The 18,570-nt window shown below is 71.1% G+C and carries 21 protein-coding genes and 1 pseudogene; 15 read left to right on the forward strand and 7 right to left on the reverse strand.

All coding sequences use genetic code 11. From position 1 onward, the window contains the following. Positions 1 to 6 precede the first annotated feature (6 nt). Both OG514_RS14405 and OG514_RS14410 read left to right on the forward strand, forming a co-directional pair. Positions 7 to 1,836: a bifunctional UDP-sugar hydrolase/5'-nucleotidase gene (locus OG514_RS14405; RefSeq protein WP_266894577.1), complete on the forward strand. Its 1,830-nt coding sequence runs from the start codon at positions 7 to 9 to the stop codon at positions 1,834 to 1,836. Between the two features lie 148 nt (positions 1,837 to 1,984). Beyond that, positions 1,985 to 2,848, forward strand: coding sequence for a phosphatidylinositol-specific phospholipase C (locus OG514_RS14410; RefSeq protein ID WP_266894579.1), 864 nt, complete (start codon positions 1,985 to 1,987; stop codon positions 2,846 to 2,848). Here the strand turns inward: OG514_RS14410 and OG514_RS14415 are convergent. The 6 genes and pseudogenes from OG514_RS14415 to OG514_RS14440 form a co-directional block, all read right to left on the reverse strand. After that, positions 2,845 to 3,054: pseudogene (locus OG514_RS14415) on the reverse strand (nucleotidyltransferase); the annotation flags it as partial. The gene OG514_RS14410 and the pseudogene OG514_RS14415 sit on opposite strands and share 4 nt — an antisense overlap. A 22-nt stretch (positions 3,055 to 3,076) precedes the next feature. Continuing rightward, a complete protein-coding gene (locus OG514_RS14420; protein WP_266894581.1) occupies positions 3,077 to 4,504 on the reverse strand; it encodes a cell wall metabolism sensor histidine kinase WalK in 1,428 nt (475 codons plus the stop codon). Next, positions 4,501 to 5,229: a response regulator transcription factor gene (locus OG514_RS14425; RefSeq protein ID WP_266894583.1), complete on the reverse strand. Its 729-nt coding sequence runs from the start codon at positions 5,227 to 5,229 to the stop codon at positions 4,501 to 4,503. The genes OG514_RS14420 and OG514_RS14425 overlap by 4 nt, the downstream gene beginning before the upstream one ends. Before the next feature lie 32 nt (positions 5,230 to 5,261). Next, positions 5,262 to 6,461, reverse strand: coding sequence for a S1C family serine protease (locus OG514_RS14430; RefSeq protein WP_266894585.1), 1,200 nt, complete (start codon positions 6,459 to 6,461; stop codon positions 5,262 to 5,264). A 148-nt stretch (positions 6,462 to 6,609) separates the two neighbouring features. Further along, positions 6,610 to 7,638: a LacI family DNA-binding transcriptional regulator gene (locus OG514_RS14435; RefSeq protein WP_266894587.1), complete on the reverse strand. Its 1,029-nt coding sequence runs from the start codon at positions 7,636 to 7,638 to the stop codon at positions 6,610 to 6,612. Positions 7,639 to 7,662: 24 nt separating this feature from the next. Then, positions 7,663 to 8,481 (reverse strand): response regulator transcription factor, encoded by an 819-nt coding sequence (locus tag OG514_RS14440; protein WP_266894589.1) that lies wholly within the window; start codon positions 8,479 to 8,481, stop codon positions 7,663 to 7,665. Positions 8,482 to 8,810: 329 nt separating this feature from the next. Between OG514_RS14440 and OG514_RS14445 the strand changes: the two genes are divergently transcribed. From OG514_RS14445 to OG514_RS14475, 8 genes are all read left to right on the forward strand, one after another. Next, the gene (locus OG514_RS14445) at positions 8,811 to 9,560 is read left to right on the forward strand and encodes a S9 family peptidase (protein WP_266894591.1); all 750 of its coding nucleotides are present in this window, start codon (positions 8,811 to 8,813) and stop codon (positions 9,558 to 9,560) included. 45 nt (positions 9,561 to 9,605) lie between these two features. Further along, on the forward strand, positions 9,606 to 9,860 hold the full coding sequence (locus OG514_RS14450) for a MoaD/ThiS family protein (protein WP_030323286.1): 255 nt from the start codon (positions 9,606 to 9,608) through the stop codon (positions 9,858 to 9,860). Positions 9,861 to 9,870: 10 nt separating this feature from the next. Continuing rightward, positions 9,871 to 11,127 (forward strand): hypothetical protein, encoded by a 1,257-nt coding sequence (locus OG514_RS14455; protein ID WP_266894594.1) that lies wholly within the window; start codon positions 9,871 to 9,873, stop codon positions 11,125 to 11,127. A gap of 123 nt (positions 11,128 to 11,250) precedes the next feature. Continuing rightward, positions 11,251 to 11,937, forward strand: coding sequence for a DUF2993 domain-containing protein (locus OG514_RS14460; protein WP_266894596.1), 687 nt, complete (start codon positions 11,251 to 11,253; stop codon positions 11,935 to 11,937). A gap of 333 nt (positions 11,938 to 12,270) precedes the next feature. Then, entirely contained in the window at positions 12,271 to 12,351 is an 81-nt protein-coding gene (locus OG514_RS39455) for a putative leader peptide (protein ID WP_350203226.1), read from the forward strand. A 186-nt stretch (positions 12,352 to 12,537) separates the two neighbouring features. Further along, entirely contained in the window at positions 12,538 to 13,383 is an 846-nt protein-coding gene (locus tag OG514_RS14465) for a sulfurtransferase (protein ID WP_266894598.1), read from the forward strand. A 51-nt stretch (positions 13,384 to 13,434) separates the two neighbouring features. Further along, positions 13,435 to 13,722 (forward strand): DUF1416 domain-containing protein, encoded by a 288-nt coding sequence (locus tag OG514_RS14470; RefSeq protein WP_015035121.1) that lies wholly within the window; start codon positions 13,435 to 13,437, stop codon positions 13,720 to 13,722. Between the two features lie 96 nt (positions 13,723 to 13,818). Further along, positions 13,819 to 14,079 carry a DUF3099 domain-containing protein gene (locus tag OG514_RS14475; protein ID WP_266894601.1) on the forward strand — a complete coding sequence of 87 codons (261 nt, stop codon included), beginning with the start codon at positions 13,819 to 13,821 and terminating at the stop codon, positions 14,077 to 14,079. 9 nt (positions 14,080 to 14,088) lie between these two features. Here the strand turns inward: OG514_RS14475 and OG514_RS14480 are convergent, their stop codons facing one another. After that, complete coding sequence (locus tag OG514_RS14480) at positions 14,089 to 14,454, reverse strand: DsrE family protein (protein WP_055600546.1); 366 nt, start codon at positions 14,452 to 14,454, stop codon at positions 14,089 to 14,091. Between the two features lie 103 nt (positions 14,455 to 14,557). Between OG514_RS14480 and OG514_RS14485 the strand changes: the two genes are divergently transcribed. The 5 genes from OG514_RS14485 (at position 14,558) to OG514_RS14505 (ending at position 18,555) form a co-directional block, all read left to right on the forward strand. Next, the gene (locus tag OG514_RS14485; RefSeq protein WP_266894606.1) at positions 14,558 to 15,370 is read left to right on the forward strand and encodes a hypothetical protein; all 813 of its coding nucleotides are present in this window, start codon (positions 14,558 to 14,560) and stop codon (positions 15,368 to 15,370) included. Positions 15,371 to 15,387: 17 nt separating this feature from the next. Continuing rightward, positions 15,388 to 16,203: a hypothetical protein gene (locus OG514_RS14490; protein ID WP_266894608.1), complete on the forward strand. Its 816-nt coding sequence runs from the start codon at positions 15,388 to 15,390 to the stop codon at positions 16,201 to 16,203. Continuing rightward, a complete protein-coding gene (locus OG514_RS14495) occupies positions 16,200 to 17,195 on the forward strand; it encodes a procyclic acidic repetitive family protein (RefSeq protein WP_266894610.1) in 996 nt (331 codons plus the stop codon). The genes OG514_RS14490 and OG514_RS14495 overlap by 4 nt, the downstream gene beginning before the upstream one ends. Positions 17,196 to 17,447: 252 nt before the next feature. Next, positions 17,448 to 18,020 (forward strand): FABP family protein, encoded by a 573-nt coding sequence (locus OG514_RS14500; protein ID WP_266894612.1) that lies wholly within the window; start codon positions 17,448 to 17,450, stop codon positions 18,018 to 18,020. Positions 18,021 to 18,060: 40 nt separating this feature from the next. After that, entirely contained in the window at positions 18,061 to 18,555 is a 495-nt protein-coding gene (locus OG514_RS14505) for a Fur family transcriptional regulator (RefSeq protein WP_266894614.1), read from the forward strand. The last annotated feature ends 15 nt before the right edge of the window (positions 18,556 to 18,570 follow it).

Below are 18,570 nucleotides of genomic sequence, written 5' to 3' on the forward strand. Positions count from 1 at the left end.
GGAGAGATGGCAGCGACACCGAGGAAGAACAAGACCGGACGGCGAATTCTCGCCGCGGGTGCGGGACTTGCGACGGTCGGGGCGCTCGTCGCCGCGATGCCGTCGGCCGGGGCCGACGGCGACGCCTTCGCCGCCGGGCACGGCAAGGGCTGGGGCCGGATGGTCGACGTCCAGTTGCTCTCCTTCAACGACCTCCACGGCAACCTGGAGCCGCCGGCCGGTTCGTCCGGTCAGGTCACCCGGGTCAAGGAGGACGGCACCACCGAGAAGATCGACGCCGGTGGCGTCGAGTACCTGGCCACGCACCTGCGCCAGGCCCGTCAGGGGAATCGTTACTCCGTGACGGCCGCGGCCGGTGACCTCATCGGTGCCTCGCCCCTGCTGTCCGGGCTCTTCCACGACGAGCCGACCATCGGGGCCCTGAACAAGCTGGACCTCGACGTCACCTCGGTGGGCAACCACGAGTTCGACGAGGGCGCGGTCGAGCTGGCCCGGATGCAGAACGGCGGCTGTCACCCGACCGCCGGCTGCTTCGTCGACGGCAAGAAGTTCAAGGGTGCCGACTTCCCGTACCTCGCCGCGAACGTGACGAAGGAGAAGACGGGGAAGCCGCTGCTCGACCCGTACTTCATCTGGGAGAAGAACGGCGTCCGGATCGGCTTCATCGGCGTGACCCTGGAGGGCACCCCGAACGTCGTCACCGCCGAGGGCGTCAAGGGCCTCAAGTTCGGCGACGAGGTCGAGACGATCAACAAGTACACGAAGATCCTGGAGCGCAAGGGCGTCAAGTCCATCGTCGCCCTGGTCCACGAGGGCGGCATGCCGGCCTCGGCCGCGTACAACTACAACTGCGACGGTGACGGTGACGGCGACGGTGACGGCGAGGGCGTCTCGGGCGCGATCGTCGACATCGCCAAGAACGTCTCGCCGCAGGTCGACGCGCTGGTCACCGGTCACACGCACCAGGCGTACGTGTGCTCCATCCCGGACCCGGCGGGCAAGCCCCGTCTGGTCACCTCGGCGTCCTCGTTCGGCAAGCTGTACACGGACACGACGCTGACGTACGACCGTGCCACCAAGGACATCGTGCGCACGGCGGTGGCCTCGGCCAACCACGTCGTCACGCGTGACGTGCCGAAGGCCGCGGACGTCACGAAGCTGATCGAGGACTGGCGCACGCTGGCCGCCCCGATCGCGAACCGTCCGCAGGGCTTCATCGCCGCCGACATCAACGGCCGCGGTTCCACGGCGCTGGAGAAGCCGCTCGGCGACCTGATCGCCGACGCGCAGCTGGAGGGCCTGGCCCCGGCGGACAAGGGCGGCGCTCAGCTGGCCCTGATGAACCCGGGCGGTATCCGCTCCGACCTGGTGTACGCGGCCTCCGGCAGCGAGGGCAACGGCGTCGTGACGTACGGCGAGTCGTTCACCGTGCAGCCCTTCACCAACATGATGAACGTGGTCGACCTCAGCGGCGCGAACCTGATCTCGGCGCTGAAGCAGCAGGTCAGCGGCTCGAACCTGAACTCCATCAAGATCCTTCAGGTCTCGAAGGGCCTCACCTACACGCTCGACATGACGAAGACGGGCGCGGACCGCGTCGTCGACGGCACGATCAAGCTGAACGGTGAGGCGATCGACCCGTCGAAGACCTACCGCGTCGCGATGAACGAGTTCCTCGCGGGCGGCGGCGACGGCTTCGCGGCCCTGGCCACTGGTACCAACAAGCTGGTCGGGGCCTCGGACCTGGACCTCTTCAACGCCTACCTGGCGGCCCACTCCTCCGCGAGCGCCCCGCTGCCGGTCCCGGCGGCGGACCGCATCACCGTGGTGCAGTAGTCCGGAAAAGCCCTGAGGGGCGGCGGACCGTTTCGACGGCCCGCCGCCCCTTTTCCGTGCCGGTCGCCCCCTTTTCGTGCCCGCAGCGCTCCTTCCGGGTCCGACGCACTCTGGCGGGTGTTGTTGTGGACCTGTCATAGTGCGGCCCATGGAGCGACGACGCTTTCTCGCAGGAGCCGTGGGAGCCATGGGTGCCGGGGCACTCCTCCTCGCGGGAGCCCCCACCGCCTCGGCCGTGGACACGCGCGCGTGGATGGGTGGACACGGGGACGGGACGCCCCTCCAGCGGCTCACCATCCCCGGCACGCACGACTCCGGCGCGCGCTTCGGCGGGCCCTGGTCGGAGTGCCAGAACACCACCATCGCCCAGCAGCTGGACAGCGGCATCCGGTTCCTGGACATCCGCTGCCGGGTGACCGGCGGGTCCTTCGCCATCCACCACGGCGCCTCCTACCAGAACATGATGTTCGGGGACGTCCTCGTCGCCTGCCGGGCCTTCCTCGCCGCGCACCCCTCCGAGACGATCCTCATGCGGGTCAAGCAGGAGTACTCGGAGGACTCCGACGCCACCTTCCGCGCGGTCTTCGACGACTACCTCGACGCGCGCGGCTGGCGCTCCCTCTTCCGGATCGGCGACGGGGTGCCCCTGCTCGGCGAGGCCCGCGGCCGGGTCGTGCTGATCGCCGACAACGGCGGACTGCCGGGCGGCCTGAGGTGGGGGGACGGCTCCCTCGCCATCCAGGACGACTGGAACGCCCTCCCCGACCCCAAGTACGCCAAGATCGAGGCCCACTTCCGCGAGGCCGTGGCCCAGCCCGGCCGGCTGTACGTGAACTTCGTCAGCACCTCCGCCTACCTCCCGCCCCGCTGGAACTCCGACCGCCTCAACCCGCGCGTGCACGGCTACCTCGACTCGGCGGGCGCGTCCGGCGCGAAGGGCCTCGGGATCGTCCCCATGGACTTCCCCAACACCCGTTCGGGACTGGTCGAGGCACTGCTCCGACACAACTAGCGACCCGCGGCAGGCGGCTGGGCCCCCCGCCGCGGGGCCTTCTCGCCGTGCACGGCGGTGTATTCGGCCGCCAGCCAGGGAGCCAGTTCGTCGATGAGGGTCCTCAGGACCGCCGGGTCGGGCGAGGCCGAGCGGCCGGTCGTCATGACCAGGGTGAATCCCGTACGGACGAGCCGGCGGCCGACCCTTCGCCCGAGCCCCCGTCGACCGCCTCGGGGTTTTCCCCGGTCACCGCTCCGGCGGCGGGGTGGGTGCCCCTGGCAGTCGGACCGTCGCCACCGTGCCGCCGCCGCTCTCCGCCGGGGTCAGAGCGACCGTGCCGCCCGCGTGGTGGACGGTGCGGGCCACGATCGAGAGGCCGAGGCCGGAGCCCGGGAGGCTGCGGGCCGACGGCGAGCGCCAGAAGCGGTCGAAGACGTGCGGGAGCTCGTCCGGGGCGATGCCGGGACCCTGGTCGCGGACCTTCAGTTCGCCGCGCATCAGGGTCACCTCGACCGTGCCCCGGGGCGGCGAGAACTTCACCGCGTTGTCGAGGACGTTCACCAGGGCCCGTTCCAGAGAGGCCGGTTCCGCCCGTACGTACCAGGGCGCCAGGTCCGTCACGAAGGTCAGCTCGGGGCCCCGCAGCCGCGCCCGGTCCAGGGCCGCCCGCAGGATCGTGTGGAGCGGGACCACTTCGAGGGGGCCCGGCTGCGCCGCGTCCGGGCGGGCCAGTTCCTGGAGGTCGCCGATCAGCGCCGCCAGTTCCGTCATCTGCGCCTTCACCGAGGCCATCAGGGCCCGCCGGTCGTCCGGCGGGATCGCCCGGCCCGTCTCCTCGCTGCGCGCGAGGAGCTCGACGTTCGTACGGAGGGAGGTCAGCGGCGTCCGCAGTTCGTGTCCGGCGTCCGCGATCAGCTGCGCCTGCCGGTCCCTGGACGTCGCCAGCGCCGCCGTCATCGCGTTGAACGAGCGCGACAGACGGGCGATCTCGTCCTCGCCCTCGACCGGGATCCGCACGGTCAGGTCCTCGGTCGCGGCCACGTGCTCGACCGCCCCGGTCAGCCGGTTCACCGGCTCCAGACCGGTCCGCGCCACCCACAGGCCCGCCGCGCCCGCGCCGACGACGCCGATCCCGGAGACCAGGAGCAGCACCCAGCGCAGGGTGGACATCGAGTTGTCGATCTCGTCGAGGGGGCGGGCGACGGAGACCGCGAGCAGCCCGATCGGGCCGTTGTCCTGGTAGGTGTAGACCCGCATCTCCCGCCCGGCCTCGTCCTTCACCGTGTGCAGGGCGAACTCCAGCTGCCCCCGAGCCACCGCGAGGTCCCCGGCCCCGGCCGGGATCGCGGCCTTGCCGGCGGTGCACACGGTGCCGTCGGCGAGGATCACCTGCACCGTGTGCGAGACGGTCACCGGCGGCGGTGTGGCGCCCTGCCGGCAGAGGGTGAGCAGGCCCTGCACGCCGCTCCTTTCGAGCCTGGTGTTGCGCAGCGAGGAGTCCAGTTCGTTCTCCAGCTGCGCCCGGGTCACGAACCAGCACGCGAGCGAGACCGCGCCCACGGCCACCGCCACGGCGACCGCCGTGAGGAGGGCGAGCCGCGAGCGGAGGGGACGGGAGCGGAACCACGCGAGGGGGCTTCTCAGACCCCCGCGGCCCGTCCGGGAACCGCTCACTCCCCGCCTCCTCCGCGCAGCGCGTATCCCACGCCCCGCACCGTGTGCACGAGGCGCGGCTCGCCGCCGGCCTCCGTCTTGCGTCGCAGGTACATCACGTACACGTCCAGTGAGTTCGAGCTCGGTTCGAAGTCGAAGCCCCATACGGCCTTGAGGATCTGCTCCCGGGTCAGCACCTGCCGCGGGTGCGCCAGGAACATCTCCAGGAGCGTGAACTCCGTCCGCGTCAGCTCCACCGTCCGCCCGCCCCGCGTCACCTCGCGCGTGGCGAGGTCCATCCGCAGGTCCTCGAAGGACAGCACGTCGGCGTCGGCCGGGCCGGAGGCCATGGCGGAGGCGTACGAGCTGCGCCGCAGCAGCGCCCTGATCCGGGCGAACAGCTCGTCCAGCTCGAACGGCTTCACGAGGTAGTCGTCGGCGCCCGCGTCGAGCCCGGTGACCCGGTCGCCGACCGTGTCGCGCGCGGTGAGCATCAGGATCGGCACGGTCGAGCCGGAGGCCCTGATCCGGCGGGCCGCCGTGAGCCCGTCCATGCGGGGCATCTGGACGTCGAGGACGACGAGATCGGGGGCGTACGACTCCATCCGGGCGAGCGCGTCGAGTCCGTCCACGGCGTCCTGCGTCCCGTACCCCTCGAAGGCGAGGCTGCGGCGCAGGGCCTCCCGTACGGCGGGCTCGTCGTCGACGATGAGGATGCGCTCGGGTTCGTGTCGCTGGGCGGTCATGGGCTCAGCGTCGCATGTCGCCCGTTCGCCGGTCAGTTGTCGCCGCCCGCGCGCAGGCTGTCCAGGTCGGCCTTCACGGTGTCGACCGGGATCGCGAATCCGAGGCCCACGCTTCCGGCCGTCGAGCCACTCGAAGAACTGGGCGAATACATGGCCGAATTGATTCCGATGATCTCGCCGTTCATATTGATCAACGCGCCGCCGGAATTCCCCGGATTGAGCGACGCATCGGTCTGCAGCGCCTTGTACGTGGTCTTCGACGAGCCGGTGTCGCCGTTGAACTGCTGTCCGCCGAACTCGAACGGCCAGCCCTGCCGCGGGTCGTACTGCTGCCCCTGCCGCTGGTCCTGGCCGCTGTCCTCGTCCTTCGCGACGGTCACGTCCCGGTCGAGTGCGGAGACGATGCCGCTGGTGACGGTCCCGGTCAGGCCCTCGGGGGAGCCGATCGCGACGACCTGGTCGCCGACCTGCACCTTGGACGAGTCGCCGAGGGTGGCGGCCTTGAGGCCGGAGGCACCCTGGAGCTTGATGAGGGCGAGGTCCTTGTCGGGGTCGGTACCGACGACCTCGGCCGCGTAGGACTTGCCGTTGCTGAGCTGCACGGTGATCTCGGACGCGCCGGAGATCACGTGGTTGTTGGTGACGATCTCGCCGTCGGAGGTGATGATCACGCCCGAGCCGGTGGACTTGCCGGCGTTCGAGTTCGCGGAGATCTCGACGATGGAGGGGGAGACGGCCTCGGCGACGCCGGCGACCGTGCCCGCGCTGCTCGCGGAGACGTTGGTGCCGCTCACGGCCGAGGAGGCGGCGACGGGGGTGTCCGAGCCGAGCTGCTGGACGAGCGTCGCCGTACCGCCGCCGATGGCCGCGGCCGCGATGGCCACGGCCGCCATGAGGCCGACCCCGCGCTTGGCGCGGCGACGGGAGCCGGGGCCTCCGGCGGGAGCGGCGGCCGGGGCGCCCGTCGCGGTGACGGGCGGGGCCGGCGGGCCCACCGGCGGCGGTACGTGCCCGCCGGACGGCCAGATGGTGGTGCCGGGCTCGGTGACGATCGGCTGGGTGGAGAGCGGCTGCGTCGCGTGGGGCTGCGGGGTGGCGTACGGCTCGCCCGCGGTCGGCTGCTGGGCGGTCTGCTCGGCGCCGGCCGGCTGCGGGGCCGGGGCGTACGGCGGCCTCGGCGGCTGCGGCGGGTAGTAGGGCTGCTGCGGCTGCTGCTCCTGGAAGTCCGTCATGGCTATGACTCTCGGAGCCGTACATGAGAGTCGTCTGAGGACCGGCTGAGAAGCCCGACAGAAGCCTGTATGCCCGATATAAAGAGCCCTCCCGGGGGAGGGCTCTCGGGGGAGGGCGCCTGGGAGAGGGCTCTGGGCGGTGAAGCGCTCAGCCGCCGTCGCAACCGCAGGAGCGGCGGACGACCAGGGCCGACGGGAAGAGCTTCACGCGCTCGCGGCGCGAGCCCGCCACCCGGAGCGAGTCGTCCAGGACCAGGTCCACGGCCGCGCGTGCCATCGCCGGCCGGTCCGAGGAGATCGTGGTCAGCGGCGGGTCGGTGAGCGCCGCCTCCTTCACGTCGTCGAAGCCCGCGACCGCCAGCTCGGAGGGCACCTCGATGCGCAGCTCGCGCGCCGCCCGCAGGACACCGAACGCCTGGTCGTCGGTGGAGCAGAAGATGGCCGGCGGCCTGTCCGGCCCGGCGAGCAGCTTGAGGGCGACCTGGTAGGCGTCGTAGCGGTTGTACGGGGCCTGGAAGAGCCGGCCCTCGATCGAGCGGCCCGCCTCCAGCATGGCCCGCCGCCAGCCCTCCTCGTGGTCGGCGACGGGGTCGCCGACGGCCGGGGTGTTCGGGATGCCACCCATGCAGGCCACGTACTCGTGGCCGTGCTCCAGGAGGTGCCGGGTGGCGAGCTGGGCGCCGCCGATGTCGTCGGTGACGACGGCCACGTCGTCGAGGGCCTCGGGCCGCTCGTGCAGCAGCACCACGCGCGCGTCCCAGGCCTCGATCTCGCTCGCGGCCCGCTCGCTCATGCCCTGGCTGACCAGGATCAGTCCGGAGACCCGCATGCCGAGGAAGGCCCGCAGGTAGTGGACCTCGCGCTCGTCGCGGTAGTCGGAGTTGCCGACGAGGACCATCTTTCCGCGCTCGGCGGCGGCCTGCTCGACCGCGTGCGCCATCTCCGCGAAGAACGGCTGCCGCGCGTCCGGGACGATCATGCCTATGAGGTCCGTGCGCCGGGACGCCATCGCCTGGGCGACCCGGTCGGGCCGGTAGCCCAGTTCCTTGATCGCGGCGAGGACACGCTCGCGCGTGGCCGGGGCGACCGGCCTGGGTCCGTTGTTGATGACGTAGCTCACGACCGCGGTCGAAGTACCTGCCAGTCGAGCTACGTCATCCCGCGTCACCTTGGCCACGCGCGGCAGTCTACGCGGGGTGACCTACCTACCGGCAGGTCGCACTGTGGCGTCCGCCACGTTCCTGTCCTCCAGGGGGGTGACATCCGCCGTGGTGTCCTTGACGCGGGCGCCCTCGGCCTTGACCCGGGCCTCCTCCTTCGCCCGGGCCTCCTCCGCCGCCCGCTCCACCTTCTCGGGGGTGACGAAGCGGTAGCCGACGTTACGGACGGTCCCGATGAGCGACTCGTGCTCGGGGCCGAGCTTGGCCCGCAGACGCCGTACGTGGACATCGACCGTTCGGGTGCCGCCGAAGTAGTCGTACCCCCACACCTCCTGCAGGAGCTGCGCGCGCGTGAAGACGCGGCCCGGGTGCTGGGCCAGGTACTTGAGGAGCTCGAACTCCTTGAAGGTCAGGTCCAGGACCCGGCCCTTGAGCTTCGCGCTGTACGTCGCCTCGTCGACCGACAGGTCGCCGTTGCGGATCTCCATGGGGGAGTCGTCCGCGACGATCTGCTGGCGGCCCATGGCGAGGCGCAGCCGCGCCTCGACCTCGGCCGGTCCCGCGGTGTCGAGGAGGACGTCGTCGATGCCCCAGTCGGCGGTGACGGCCGCGAGGCCGCCCTCGGTGACGACGAGGATCAGCGGACAGCCGGGCCCCGTGGAGCGCAGTAGCTGGCAGAGCGAACGCACCTGCGGGAGGTCCCGCCGCCCGTCGACGAGGATCACGTCCGCGCCGGGGGTGTCCACGAGGGCGGGGCCCTCGGCCGGGGCGACCCGGACGTTGTGGAGCAGCAGGCCGAGGGCGGGCAGCACCTCGGTGGAAGGCTGGAGAGCGTTGGTCAGGAGCAGCAAGGCGCTCATCGCGCACCACCTGCCAAACCTGCCGTCGGTCGGTCGTGCTTCGGTCGCTCGCTCATAACGTCGGTTCCTCCTCGGTCCCTGCGAGGACGTGCACTGCTTCGTACAGACACTGTTCGTACGGGCACTGCTTCGTACGGATCACTGCCGGCTCCCGCGCCCGGAGAGCTTTTGTTCATCCGTCCGTAACAACGGTCGGAAAACGCAAAAGGACCCGGGGGCTGCGTCGCCCGGATCCTCTGCACAGGAGAATAGCCCACATGAGTTCAGAGGGAGAGGTCGGATTTCATATGGTGGATGTCTCTCTGATCACTTCCGGCTCCCGGCGGGCAATGTTGCGTACGGATGACGATGTCCGTATCGAGGCGGTTTACGAACCGTCCAGGGCAAGTGTCACCGATACGGCGGTCACCGGGACGGCGGTCGTCGTGGCCCACGGCTTCACCGGGGCGGCGGACCGGCCCGCCGTCCGGCGCGCCGCCCGTGTCTTCGCGGACCGCGGCGCGGCGGTCGTGACCTTCTCCTTCCGCGGCCACGGCGGCTCCGGGGGCCGCTCCACCGTCGGCGACCGGGAGGTCCTCGACCTGGCCGCCGCCGTCCGCTGGGCCCGTGAGCTCGGCCACGCGCGCGTGGCGACGGTCGGCTTCTCGATGGGCGGCTCCGTGGTCCTGCGCCACGCCGCCCTCGACCGGGACACGGACGGACGCGCCGACGCGGTGGCCGCCGTCTCCGCGCCCGCCCGCTGGTACTACCGGGGAACGGCGCCGATGCGCCGCGTCCACTGGATGGTCACCCGGCCGACGGGGCGCCTCGTCGGCCGGTACGGGCTCCGCACCCGGATCGACAGCCGGGCCTGGGACCCCGTGCCGCTGTCTCCCGTGGAGGCGGTGCCGCTGATCGCACCGACCCCGCTCCTGATCGTGCACGGAGACCGGGACGCGTACTTCCCGCTCGACCACCCGCGGATGCTGGCCGGGGCGGGCGACGCCGCACTGTGGCTGGAGCGGGGGATGGGCCACGCCGAGAACGCGGCGGACGAGGAGCTGCTCGCCCGGCTGGGGGACTGGCTCACACGCGGATAGCCCATCATGGGGGGCGGCGCGCACACGAACGAAGGGAGCGCCGCTATGGCAGCGGGAACCATCCGCTACTGGGCCGCGGCCAAGGCCGCCGCCGGTGTCGCGGAGGAGCCGTACACCGCCGAGCACCTCGCGGAGGCCCTCGACGCGGCCCGCGCGAAGCACCCGGGCGAGCTCGTCCAGGTCCTCAAGCGGTGCTCGTTCCTGGTCGACGGTGACCCCGTCGGGACCCGGAGCCATGAGACGGTACGGCTTGCCGAGGGCGGCACGGTCGAGGTGCTCCCCCCGTTCGCAGGAGGGTGAACCCCAGAGCATGAGCAATGACCAGTACTACGGCGGTCAGCAGTACGACCCGTACGCGAACGGGAACGGGAACGGGCAGAACCCGAACCAGGGCCCGGCGAACCAGGGTCAGGCCAACCAGGGCCCCGACGTCACGCAGACGTGGGAGGGCCAGACCTGGGACACCTCGTACCAGCCGACCGTCTCGTACGAGCAGGTCCAGGCCGAGCGGGCGCGGGCCGCGCAGCAGGAGGCGTACCGGCAGCAGTACGCGCCGGACCAGCAGCAGCCGTACGCGCCGTACGCGCCGGACCAGGCCGCCCAGCCCCCCGCGGCCTCCTACGAGTCTTACGGGACCCCCGCCGCGTACTACGCCGAGCCGCAGCAGGCCCAGGGTCAGGCCCAGGCCCATGGTCAGGGTCAGGCGCCGATCCCGGCCCATGCCTCCGCGGCCCCTGTGGAGACCGCCCCCGGCCCGGTGGCCGAGGCGGGGCCTTCGTACTCCTCGCCCACCACCTCCGGCAACACCCGGATCACCGACGCCCAGCGCGCCCGCGCCGAAGGCCGCTCGCCCGTGATCGAGCCCGGGATGCAGCCCGCCGCGCTGACCGCGGTCCTCGGACTGCTGCTCGCCGGTGGCGCCGCCCTCGGCACGTACGGGCTCCTCGTCCCGCTCGTGCTGCTCCAGGGCCTCACCGCCGCCGGCTGGTTCCGGCTCAACGGCATGTGGCCCGCCCGGCAGGGCATCGCCCTCGCCTTCGCGGGCGGCCTCGCCGCCGACGCCGCCCTGCTCGCCACCGGCCGGGAGAACGCGGCCGCCGCGATCCTCGGCACCCTCGGTGTCTGGGTGCTGCTCTGCCTGGTCCTCCAGCTGCGGAGCCACGCCGACCCGGACGAGCGCATGTACGGCCTGATGGCCACGATCGCCTCGGCGGCGCTCACCGTCGTTGCCACCGGACACCTCGGCGCCGAGCCCGACGCGGTCGTCGTCGGCGGGGTCGGGGTCGCCGCCGCCGTCCTCGCCCGGGTGCTTCCGCTGCCCGGCCCCGTCTCCCTGATCGCCGCGCTGCTCGCCGCGGCGGGTGCGGGGATCGCGGCCGGTGGCCTCACCGATCTGGGCTCCTCCGGGGCGCTGCTCGGCCTCGGCGCCGGGGTCTGCGCGCTCGTCGGCCTGCGGGTGGCGAGCTACGACTATCCGTCCCGCTTCGTGCACATGACGGCCGGGGTCGCGCTGCCGCTGACGGCCGCCGCGCCGGCGGTCTACCTGCTGGGCCGGGCCCTGGCCTGACCCTGACGCGGCCCTGACCGGACCCTGATCCGGGACGGGCACGGGAACCAACCGGCCCCCCGACACGTCGATCTTCGTGTCGGGGGGCCGGAACTTATCCATCCATCGGGGGGACACACCGCCATGCGAGCACTGCGGATTCTGTTGATCGTGGCCGTCGTGCTGGGCGGGGCCCTCGTGGGGATCGACCGGCTGGCCGTGTCGTACGCCGAGGACGAGGCGGCGGGTCGGGTGAAGCTCGCCTCCGTGGACAGCGATGCCATCGAGGTCGACATCAAGGGCTTCCCGTTCCTGACACAGGTCGCGGACAAGCACTTCGACGAGGTCGACGTGAAGGCGACCGGCGTGAAGGCGACGGCGGGCAGCAAGCTCGTCCGGGTCGGCGAGCTGACCGTGGCCCTGCGGGACGTGACCGTGACCGGTGACTGGTCGGGCGCGAAGGCGGGTTCCGCGAGCGGGGCGGCCCTCATCTCGTACGCGGACCTCACCGCCGCCTCCGACCGGGAGGCCACCGTCGCCTACGGCGGGAACGGCAAGGTGAAGGTGACCGGTGGAGTGACGGTCATGGGCCGCACCCTGACCCGTACGGTCCTCTCGACGGTGACCGTGGTGAACGGCGACACGATCCGGGTCCGTGCCGACGAGGTGCCCGGCGAGGGCATCCCGGGCATCGAGGAGCTGGTCCGCGAGCGCACCGACTTCGAGCGCCCGCTCGGCGTGATCGCCGGGATGAAGGTGGAGAAGGTCGAGCCGAGGCCGGACGGTCTGGCCGTCTCCGTGACCGGCACGGACGTCGTCCTGGCGGGCTGACCGGCCCCGGCGCGACGCCGGACGCACGACCCCAGCCCCGCGACCTCAGAGGCACGACCTCAGAGGCACGACCTCAGAGGCACGACCCCCGGTTCGACCGGCGACCCGCCCGCGTGCGACACCCTCACGGCACCCGGATGCCCCTCGATGCGTACCCGTTGGTCACATGCTGAGACGCCGCTGTCCGCTCCGTAGAAACGCTGGTCGACGCCCCGGTGCGGAGGCACTCGAAGCCCGCTCGTACGGTGATCGCGTCTCGCATCTCGGACGATCGCGTCTCAAAATACGACACACCGGTGACACGGCCGCCTGTCCGTCCCTACGATCGTGGGCATGAAGCGACAGGCGGATCTCACGAAGCGGCGGGCAGTGGACCTGTGCCGCGTCGCCGCCATGCTCTGTCGCACCGTCTGAGCGGGACTCACCACTCCCGTATTCCTCAGGCCCTCCCACCGAGGTCAGGGCCGCCCCGTGTAGCCGTACGCACGTCCGTTCCGCACGTCCTTCTTGTCCGACGAGTAGTCGACGAGCCTCCCGCGACGAGGCGTACCGCACCACACCCGCACCACACCGCCGCACACTGCCCCGGAGGAGAACAGCATGGCTCGCAGCGACGTCCTGGTCGACGCGGACTGGGTCGAGGCCAACCTCGACAACCCGCAGGTCGCCCTTGTCGAGGTCGACGAGGACACCTCGGCCTACGAGAAGAACCACATCCGCAACGCCATCCGGATCGACTGGACCCAGGACCTGCAGGACCCGGTCCGCCGCGACTTCATCGACCAGGAGGGCTTCGAGAAGCTCCTGTCGGCGAAGGGCATCGGGAACGACACCACGGTCGTCCTCTACGGCGGCAACAACAACTGGTTCGCCTCCTACGCCTACTGGTACTTCAAGCTCTACGGCCACCAGGACGTGAAGCTCCTCGACGGCGGCCGCAAGAAGTGGGAGCTCGACTCCCGCGACCTGGTCGACGGCTCCGAGATCCCGGCCCGCCCGGCCACCGAGTACAAGGCCAAGGCCCAGGACTCCTCGATCCGCGCCTTCCGCGACGACGTCGTGGCCGCGATCGGCGCCCAGAACCTGGTCGACGTCCGCTCGCCCGACGAGTTCTCCGGCAAGCTGCTCGCCCCGGCGCACCTCCCGCAGGAGCAGTCGCAGCGCCCCGGCCACGTGCCGAGCGCCCGCAACATCCCGTGGTCGAAGAACGCCAACGACGACGGCACGTTCAAGTCGGACGACGAGCTCAAGGCCCTCTACGAGGACGAGCAGGTCGACCTGGCGAAGGACACCATCGCCTACTGCCGCATCGGTGAGCGCTCCGCGCTCACGTGGTTCGTCCTGCACGAGCTGCTCGAGGTCTCGAACGTCAAGAACTACGACGGCTCGTGGACCGAGTACGGCTCCCTCGTCGGCGTGCCGATCGAGCTCGGCGCCAACAAGTAATTCCCCGGATCCTCCCTCCTCCGGACCCCTCGACCGTAAGGACAGAACGACATGTGTGGAGCGCAGCCCGGCGGCCCCGACGCCTCGACGATCAAGCCCGGTGAGACCACCATCCAGGGCTTCGTGACCAAGGACGGCCAGCCCGTCACCGGTTACGTCCGCCTCCTGGACTCGACCGGTGAGTTCACGGCCGAGGTCCCGACCTCCGCCACCGGCCAGTTCCGTTTCTACGCGGCCGAGGGCACCTGGACCGTCCGTGCCCTGGTCCCCGGCGGCACCGCCGACCGTCAGGTCGTGGCGCAGCACGGTGGCCTCGCGGAGGTCGCCATCGCGGTCTGATCCGCGACACCGAACCGGCCGAAGGGCCGTGCCTCCTGGGGGGTTGGACGCCATTCCAGGACTTGAGGCACGGCCCTTCGGTCGTACCCTGAAGGTGTGTACGCACGACGTCGCCACGTCTATTTCTGGATGATGGGCGCCTGCCTGCTGCTCTTCGTGGGCGCCTGGGCCGTCGTGCGCCTCTTCTCGATGCCGGTGGCCATCGGCATGTGCGTGGTCGCCATGGTCATCCCCCCGATCGCCGCGATGGTCGCGAACCGCCGGGGCCCGGAGGATCGCTGGTGGGACGACCCCTCGGGAGACCCGAAGTCGGACGAGTGGTGGGACGAGCTGGACGGCAAGAAGCGCCGGGAGTAGCTCCCCCGCTCAGTAGACGAGCGCCTGCGTCTCGTCCGCCATCGCCTCCTGGACGAAGAGTTGCGCGCCGGCGATGCGGAAGCCCTCCAGGAGGTCCTTCTCCTCGATGTCGCGGCGGGCCGCGCACTGCGTGCAGACCGTGATGCGGCCCCCGCCCGCCACGATTCCGTCGATCAGGTCCGGCAGCGGCGCGGCGTGCGGGAGCTCGAACTCGGCGGCGCGGCCCGGGAGGGCGAACCACGAGGACTCGCCGGTCAGCCAGAGCGAGACCTCGACGCCGCTGGCGGCGGCCACGGCGGCCACCGTGAAGGCCTGGGAGCAGCGTTCGGGGGCCTCGGCCCCCGCGGTCACCTTGATCACGAGCTTCTTCGGCATATGCCGAACTGTAATGCGATGCGCTGCAACCTCATGCGTCCCTCGCGTGTCAGCTGTGTGCGTGGATATCGGAATCCGCGCTTCAGGTCTCGTGGGGGGACTCTTGAGCATCGAAGAAAGTATCCAAAATCCGGATACTGCACCACCGCCGGAGCCGGAGACCGGGGCGGAAACCGCCCCTCCGGTCGCCCGGCCGCGCCGCCGCGTCCTTCGTACCGTCGGGCTGATCGCCGTCGCCACCGTCCTCGGCCTCGTCGGTGGCACCGCCGTCGGCTACGGCATCCAGGCCGACCGCGAACCGACCGCGCTTCCGGCCCTCAATCAGCCGGACCTCGCCTACCCGAAGCCCCTCCCGAAGGGTCAGGAGCCGGATCCGCTCCCGGCCTCGGAGGACCTTCAGGCGAAGGCGCAGGGCGACCTGCGGAAGCTGCTGCTGCCGAAGCCCGCGGGGGCGAGGAAGGCCGAGTTCGCGGACCGCGACGGCTGGATGCCGGTCGCCGACTTCGCCTCCGACTTCGAGCGGCCCGGGAACGCGCTGAGCTACCAGCTGGAGCTGGGAATTCGTCGCGTCGCGGTCACGTCCTGGGAGTCGGGCAAGGACCGGGCGACCGAGATCCGCCTGATCCAGTACCGGTCCGGCGACGGCCTCGGTGCGCAGGACTACGTCGAGGACCAGCACGGCTACATGCCCGACGAGGACTACGCGAACAGCGAGGGCGAGACGCTCAAGGGCTCCGCCGACGGCCGCTACTACGTCTTCCCCGTGCACCGGGAGGCCGGCTACTTCGACGTGTACCAGGCCAGGGCCTACTTCCACCGCGGCGACATCGCGGTCGAGATCATGATCTTCGACACGAAGAAGATCCCGGAGAAGGACATCCGTTCGCTGGCCGAGCGACAGCTGGGGCGCCTGTGAGTGAGGACCGGAACGACGTGACCGTACCCGTCGACGAGGCCGTGCCCGTCGAGCAGCCGCCGAAGAGGAGGCGCGGTGCGCGCCGCGTCCTGCTCGGGATCGTGCTGCCCTCCGTGCTCGTCCTCGGCGTGGCCGGGGGCGGTGTGGCGTACACCGCCGTCACCGTCTCCTCCGCCGACCGGACCGCGCCGACGGAGGTGTGGGCCCCGGCGGAGACGACCGCCGCCGACAAGGACCCTGCCGGGACCGCCGCGCGCGGCAAGGCCGGGACGCCGCTGAGCAAGCTGCTGCTGCCCGTGCCGGCCGGGTACGAGCTCGGTCCCGACCACGAGCTGTACGGGAACGACGGCGAGCTCGGCGAGAGGGAGGCCGTCGCGCTGATGAAGCAGGGGGGCGAAGGGCTCTCGGGCAAGAAGCGGCGTGCGTACGAGAAGGCGGTCGACCGGCTCGGCATCCAGGGCGTCGCGGTGCGTACCTTCAGCGACCTGGGCGATGCCGCCGTCACCTCCGTCGTCATCACGCGGATGAAGGACAAGAAGCGGATCAAGGACAGCTTCACCCTGCGCAAGGACGTCTTGGAGGCCCTGGAGTTCCCGAAGGGGCCCAAGGTGAAGGACCACAGGAACGCGGCCTGCTACCTGGTGCCCGAGGACAAGACGCTGAAGAAGAAGGAGCGGGAGGAGCAGCTGGACGGCATGGTCTGCGTCGCCTACGACTCCGAGGTCATGGTCGCGGTCACGGCGGCGAGTGCCAAGCCGTTCGACCGGGCGGCCGTGGCGGACCTGCTGAAGAAGCAGCTCGACCACATCGAGTCCCCGGGGGAGTACGTATGACCGAGCAGACCCAGACCCAGAACGGTTCTTCTACCGAGGCCCCGATCGAGCCGAAGCCCGAGCCGAAGCCCGAGCCGCAGACCCAGGCCGAGCCGAAGCCCGAGCTGCAGACCCAGGCCGAGCCGAAGCCCGAGCCGCAGACCCAGGCCGAAGCCCAGGGCCAGTCCCAGGCCGCTCCCGAGCCGGTGACCGAGCCGGTGACCGAGCCCGTGACCGAGCCCGCGCCCGCGCCGAAGAAGTCCCGGCGGCCCCTGCTCCGGGGCATCGCCCGGTGGACCGCCGCCGTTCTCGTGTGCGGCGGCGTGGGGACCGGTGCGGCCATGGGGATCACCGCCATGGACCGCCATGACGTCCCCGGTCTCGCGACGGAGTCCGACGGCCGCTGGACCTACCCGAAGCTCGTCCTTCCGGCGCTGCCCGAGGGGGTCCAGCGCCCGTTCACCGACGGCAACGACGGCGAGATCCACCACGCCGACCTGCGGAAGCTCGTACTGCCCGCGCCTGAGGGCGCCACGGTCGACCCCGCGCTGAACGGCGGCTGGATCGGCCTCGACACCTACCTCACCCACTTCTACGCCGACGACCGGGTCGCGGTGAAGGAGGCCCTGGCCGACTCCGCCCTGCGGCACATCGCCGCTCGCGGCTGGACGACTACGGACGGGACGGCCAGCCGGGTGTACCTGCTGCGGTTCTCGTCGGTCGCGTTCGCGGAGGCGTTCAAGGACGACGTCCTGGACACGGGCACCCGCGGCAGCAGGCTCCCGGACGGTGTCGAGGGCGAGACGCTGGACGACTCCTTGCGGGACGTCAGGGTTCCCTTCCTCTCGGTGTACTCCTACGACGAGCGGAAGCCGTACGGCCCGGAGCACACCCGCTGGGCCTACATCCAGGCCGGCGACACGCTCGCTCTGATCACCCAGACCCGCAAGGGTGAGGCCCTCACCGTGCCGTTCCAGCAGACCGTCGCCCTCCAGGCGCAGCTGCTCGGATAGCCGCCGAGCGGTCACAGCGCGCGAGACCCACCTCACCGAGTGGGCCGGGCCCCCGCCCACTAAGCTGGGGTCCGGCCCGTTCCGCCTTCACTGCTCAGTCGAGGAGCACCCTGTGATCGTTTTCTTCGAAACCCTGCTGGTCCTGGTCGCCGTCGGCGTGCTCGCCTTCACCGGACTGGTTGTGAAGAAGCTGTACCAGGGTCAGCGCTAACACCCCTCGCCAACCACTCCTAGAGAACGCCAGAGCTGCTCATGATCGAGATCCCGTCCGACCTCAACCCGGAGCTCGTCCCCCTCGCGTTCCTGCTCGGCACGTGGGAGGGCGCGGGCGTCGCCGACTTCCCCGGCGCCGAGAAGTGCAACTTCGGCCAGTCCGTGACGTTCAGCCACGACGGCCGTGACTTCCTTGAGTACACGTCCCACTCCTGGGTCCTGGACAACGAGGGCAACAAGGTCCGTCCGCTGGAGAGCGAGAGCGGCTACTGGCGCATCGACAAGGACCGCAAGGTCGAGGTCGTCATGGTCCGCGACCAGGGCATCGTCGAGATCTGGTACGGCGAGCTCGCCGACCAGAAGCCGCAGATCGACCTGGCGACGGACGCCGTCGCCCGCACCGCGGCCTCGGGCCCGTACTCCGGTGGCAAGCGGCTCTACGGCTACGTCAAGAGCGACCTCATGTGGGTGGGCGAGAAGGCGACCCCCGAGGTCCCGCTGCGGCCGTACATGTCGGCCCACCTGAAGAAGGTCGTGACGCCGGAAGAGGTCGCGGAGATGGCCCGCAACCTCGGCGACCTGCCGGACGACGGCATCGCCTTCTTCCGCTAGACCCTGGGGTGGCGCACCGCGCCCTCTTACACTGGGGGGCGTGGTGAGCACCGACTGGAAAAGCGACCTGCGGCAGCGCGGCTATCGGCTGACGCCGCAGCGTCAGCTTGTCCTGGAGGCCGTCGACGCGCTGGAGCACGCGACGCCCGACGACATCCTCGTCGAGGTCCGCAGGACCGCGTCCGGGGTGAACATCTCCACCGTCTACCGGACCCTGGAGCTCCTGGAGGAGCTCGGGCTGGTGAGCCACGCCCATCTGGGGCACGGGGCTCCGACGTACCACCTCGCCGACCGGCACCACCATCTGCACCTGGTCTGCCGGGACTGCTCCGAGGTGATCGAGGCGGACGTCTCGGTGGCCGCCGAGTTCACCGGGAAACTCCGCGAGACCTTCGGCTTCGAGACCGACATGAAGCACTTCGCCATCTTCGGGCGGTGCGGGAACTGCGCGAAGAAGTCGACGGAGGCTGCCGCGGAGGCCACCCGGGCCGCGGAGAGGCCCACCGAGGCGACCGGCGGCGACCGCGCCCCGTAGGACTCCCGCGCCGAG

The sequence above is a fragment of the Streptomyces sp. NBC_00572 genome (assembly GCF_026341815.1).
Taxonomy (GTDB): Bacteria; Actinomycetota; Actinomycetes; order Streptomycetales; family Streptomycetaceae; genus Streptomyces.

What these genes read in the sequence shown, in the direction of transcription:
- OG514_RS14405 (WP_266894577.1), top strand. Translation starts at nt 7, where the DNA reads ATGGCAGCGACACCGAGGAAGAACAAGACCGGACGGCGAATTCTCGCC.
- OG514_RS14410 (WP_266894579.1), top strand. Translation starts at nt 1,985, where the DNA reads ATGGAGCGACGACGCTTTCTCGCAGGAGCCGTGGGAGCCATGGGTGCC.
- OG514_RS14425 (WP_266894583.1), bottom strand. Translation starts at nt 5,229, where the DNA reads ATGACCGCCCAGCGACACGAACCCGAGCGCATCCTCATCGTCGACGAC.
- OG514_RS14430 (WP_266894585.1), bottom strand. Translation starts at nt 6,461, where the DNA reads ATGACGGACTTCCAGGAGCAGCAGCCGCAGCAGCCCTACTACCCGCCG.
- OG514_RS14440 (WP_266894589.1), bottom strand. Translation starts at nt 8,481, where the DNA reads ATGAGCGCCTTGCTGCTCCTGACCAACGCTCTCCAGCCTTCCACCGAG.
- OG514_RS14445 (WP_266894591.1), top strand. Translation starts at nt 8,811, where the DNA reads ATGTTGCGTACGGATGACGATGTCCGTATCGAGGCGGTTTACGAACCG.
- OG514_RS14450 (WP_030323286.1), top strand. Translation starts at nt 9,606, where the DNA reads ATGGCAGCGGGAACCATCCGCTACTGGGCCGCGGCCAAGGCCGCCGCC.
- OG514_RS14455 (WP_266894594.1), top strand. Translation starts at nt 9,871, where the DNA reads ATGAGCAATGACCAGTACTACGGCGGTCAGCAGTACGACCCGTACGCG.
- OG514_RS14460 (WP_266894596.1), top strand. Translation starts at nt 11,251, where the DNA reads ATGCGAGCACTGCGGATTCTGTTGATCGTGGCCGTCGTGCTGGGCGGG.
- OG514_RS39455 (WP_350203226.1), top strand. Translation starts at nt 12,271, where the DNA reads ATGAAGCGACAGGCGGATCTCACGAAGCGGCGGGCAGTGGACCTGTGC.
- OG514_RS14465 (WP_266894598.1), top strand. Translation starts at nt 12,538, where the DNA reads ATGGCTCGCAGCGACGTCCTGGTCGACGCGGACTGGGTCGAGGCCAAC.
- OG514_RS14470 (WP_015035121.1), top strand. Translation starts at nt 13,435, where the DNA reads ATGTGTGGAGCGCAGCCCGGCGGCCCCGACGCCTCGACGATCAAGCCC.
- OG514_RS14480 (WP_055600546.1), bottom strand. Translation starts at nt 14,454, where the DNA reads ATGCCGAAGAAGCTCGTGATCAAGGTGACCGCGGGGGCCGAGGCCCCC.
- OG514_RS14495 (WP_266894610.1), top strand. Translation starts at nt 16,200, where the DNA reads ATGACCGAGCAGACCCAGACCCAGAACGGTTCTTCTACCGAGGCCCCG.
- OG514_RS14500 (WP_266894612.1), top strand. Translation starts at nt 17,448, where the DNA reads ATGATCGAGATCCCGTCCGACCTCAACCCGGAGCTCGTCCCCCTCGCG.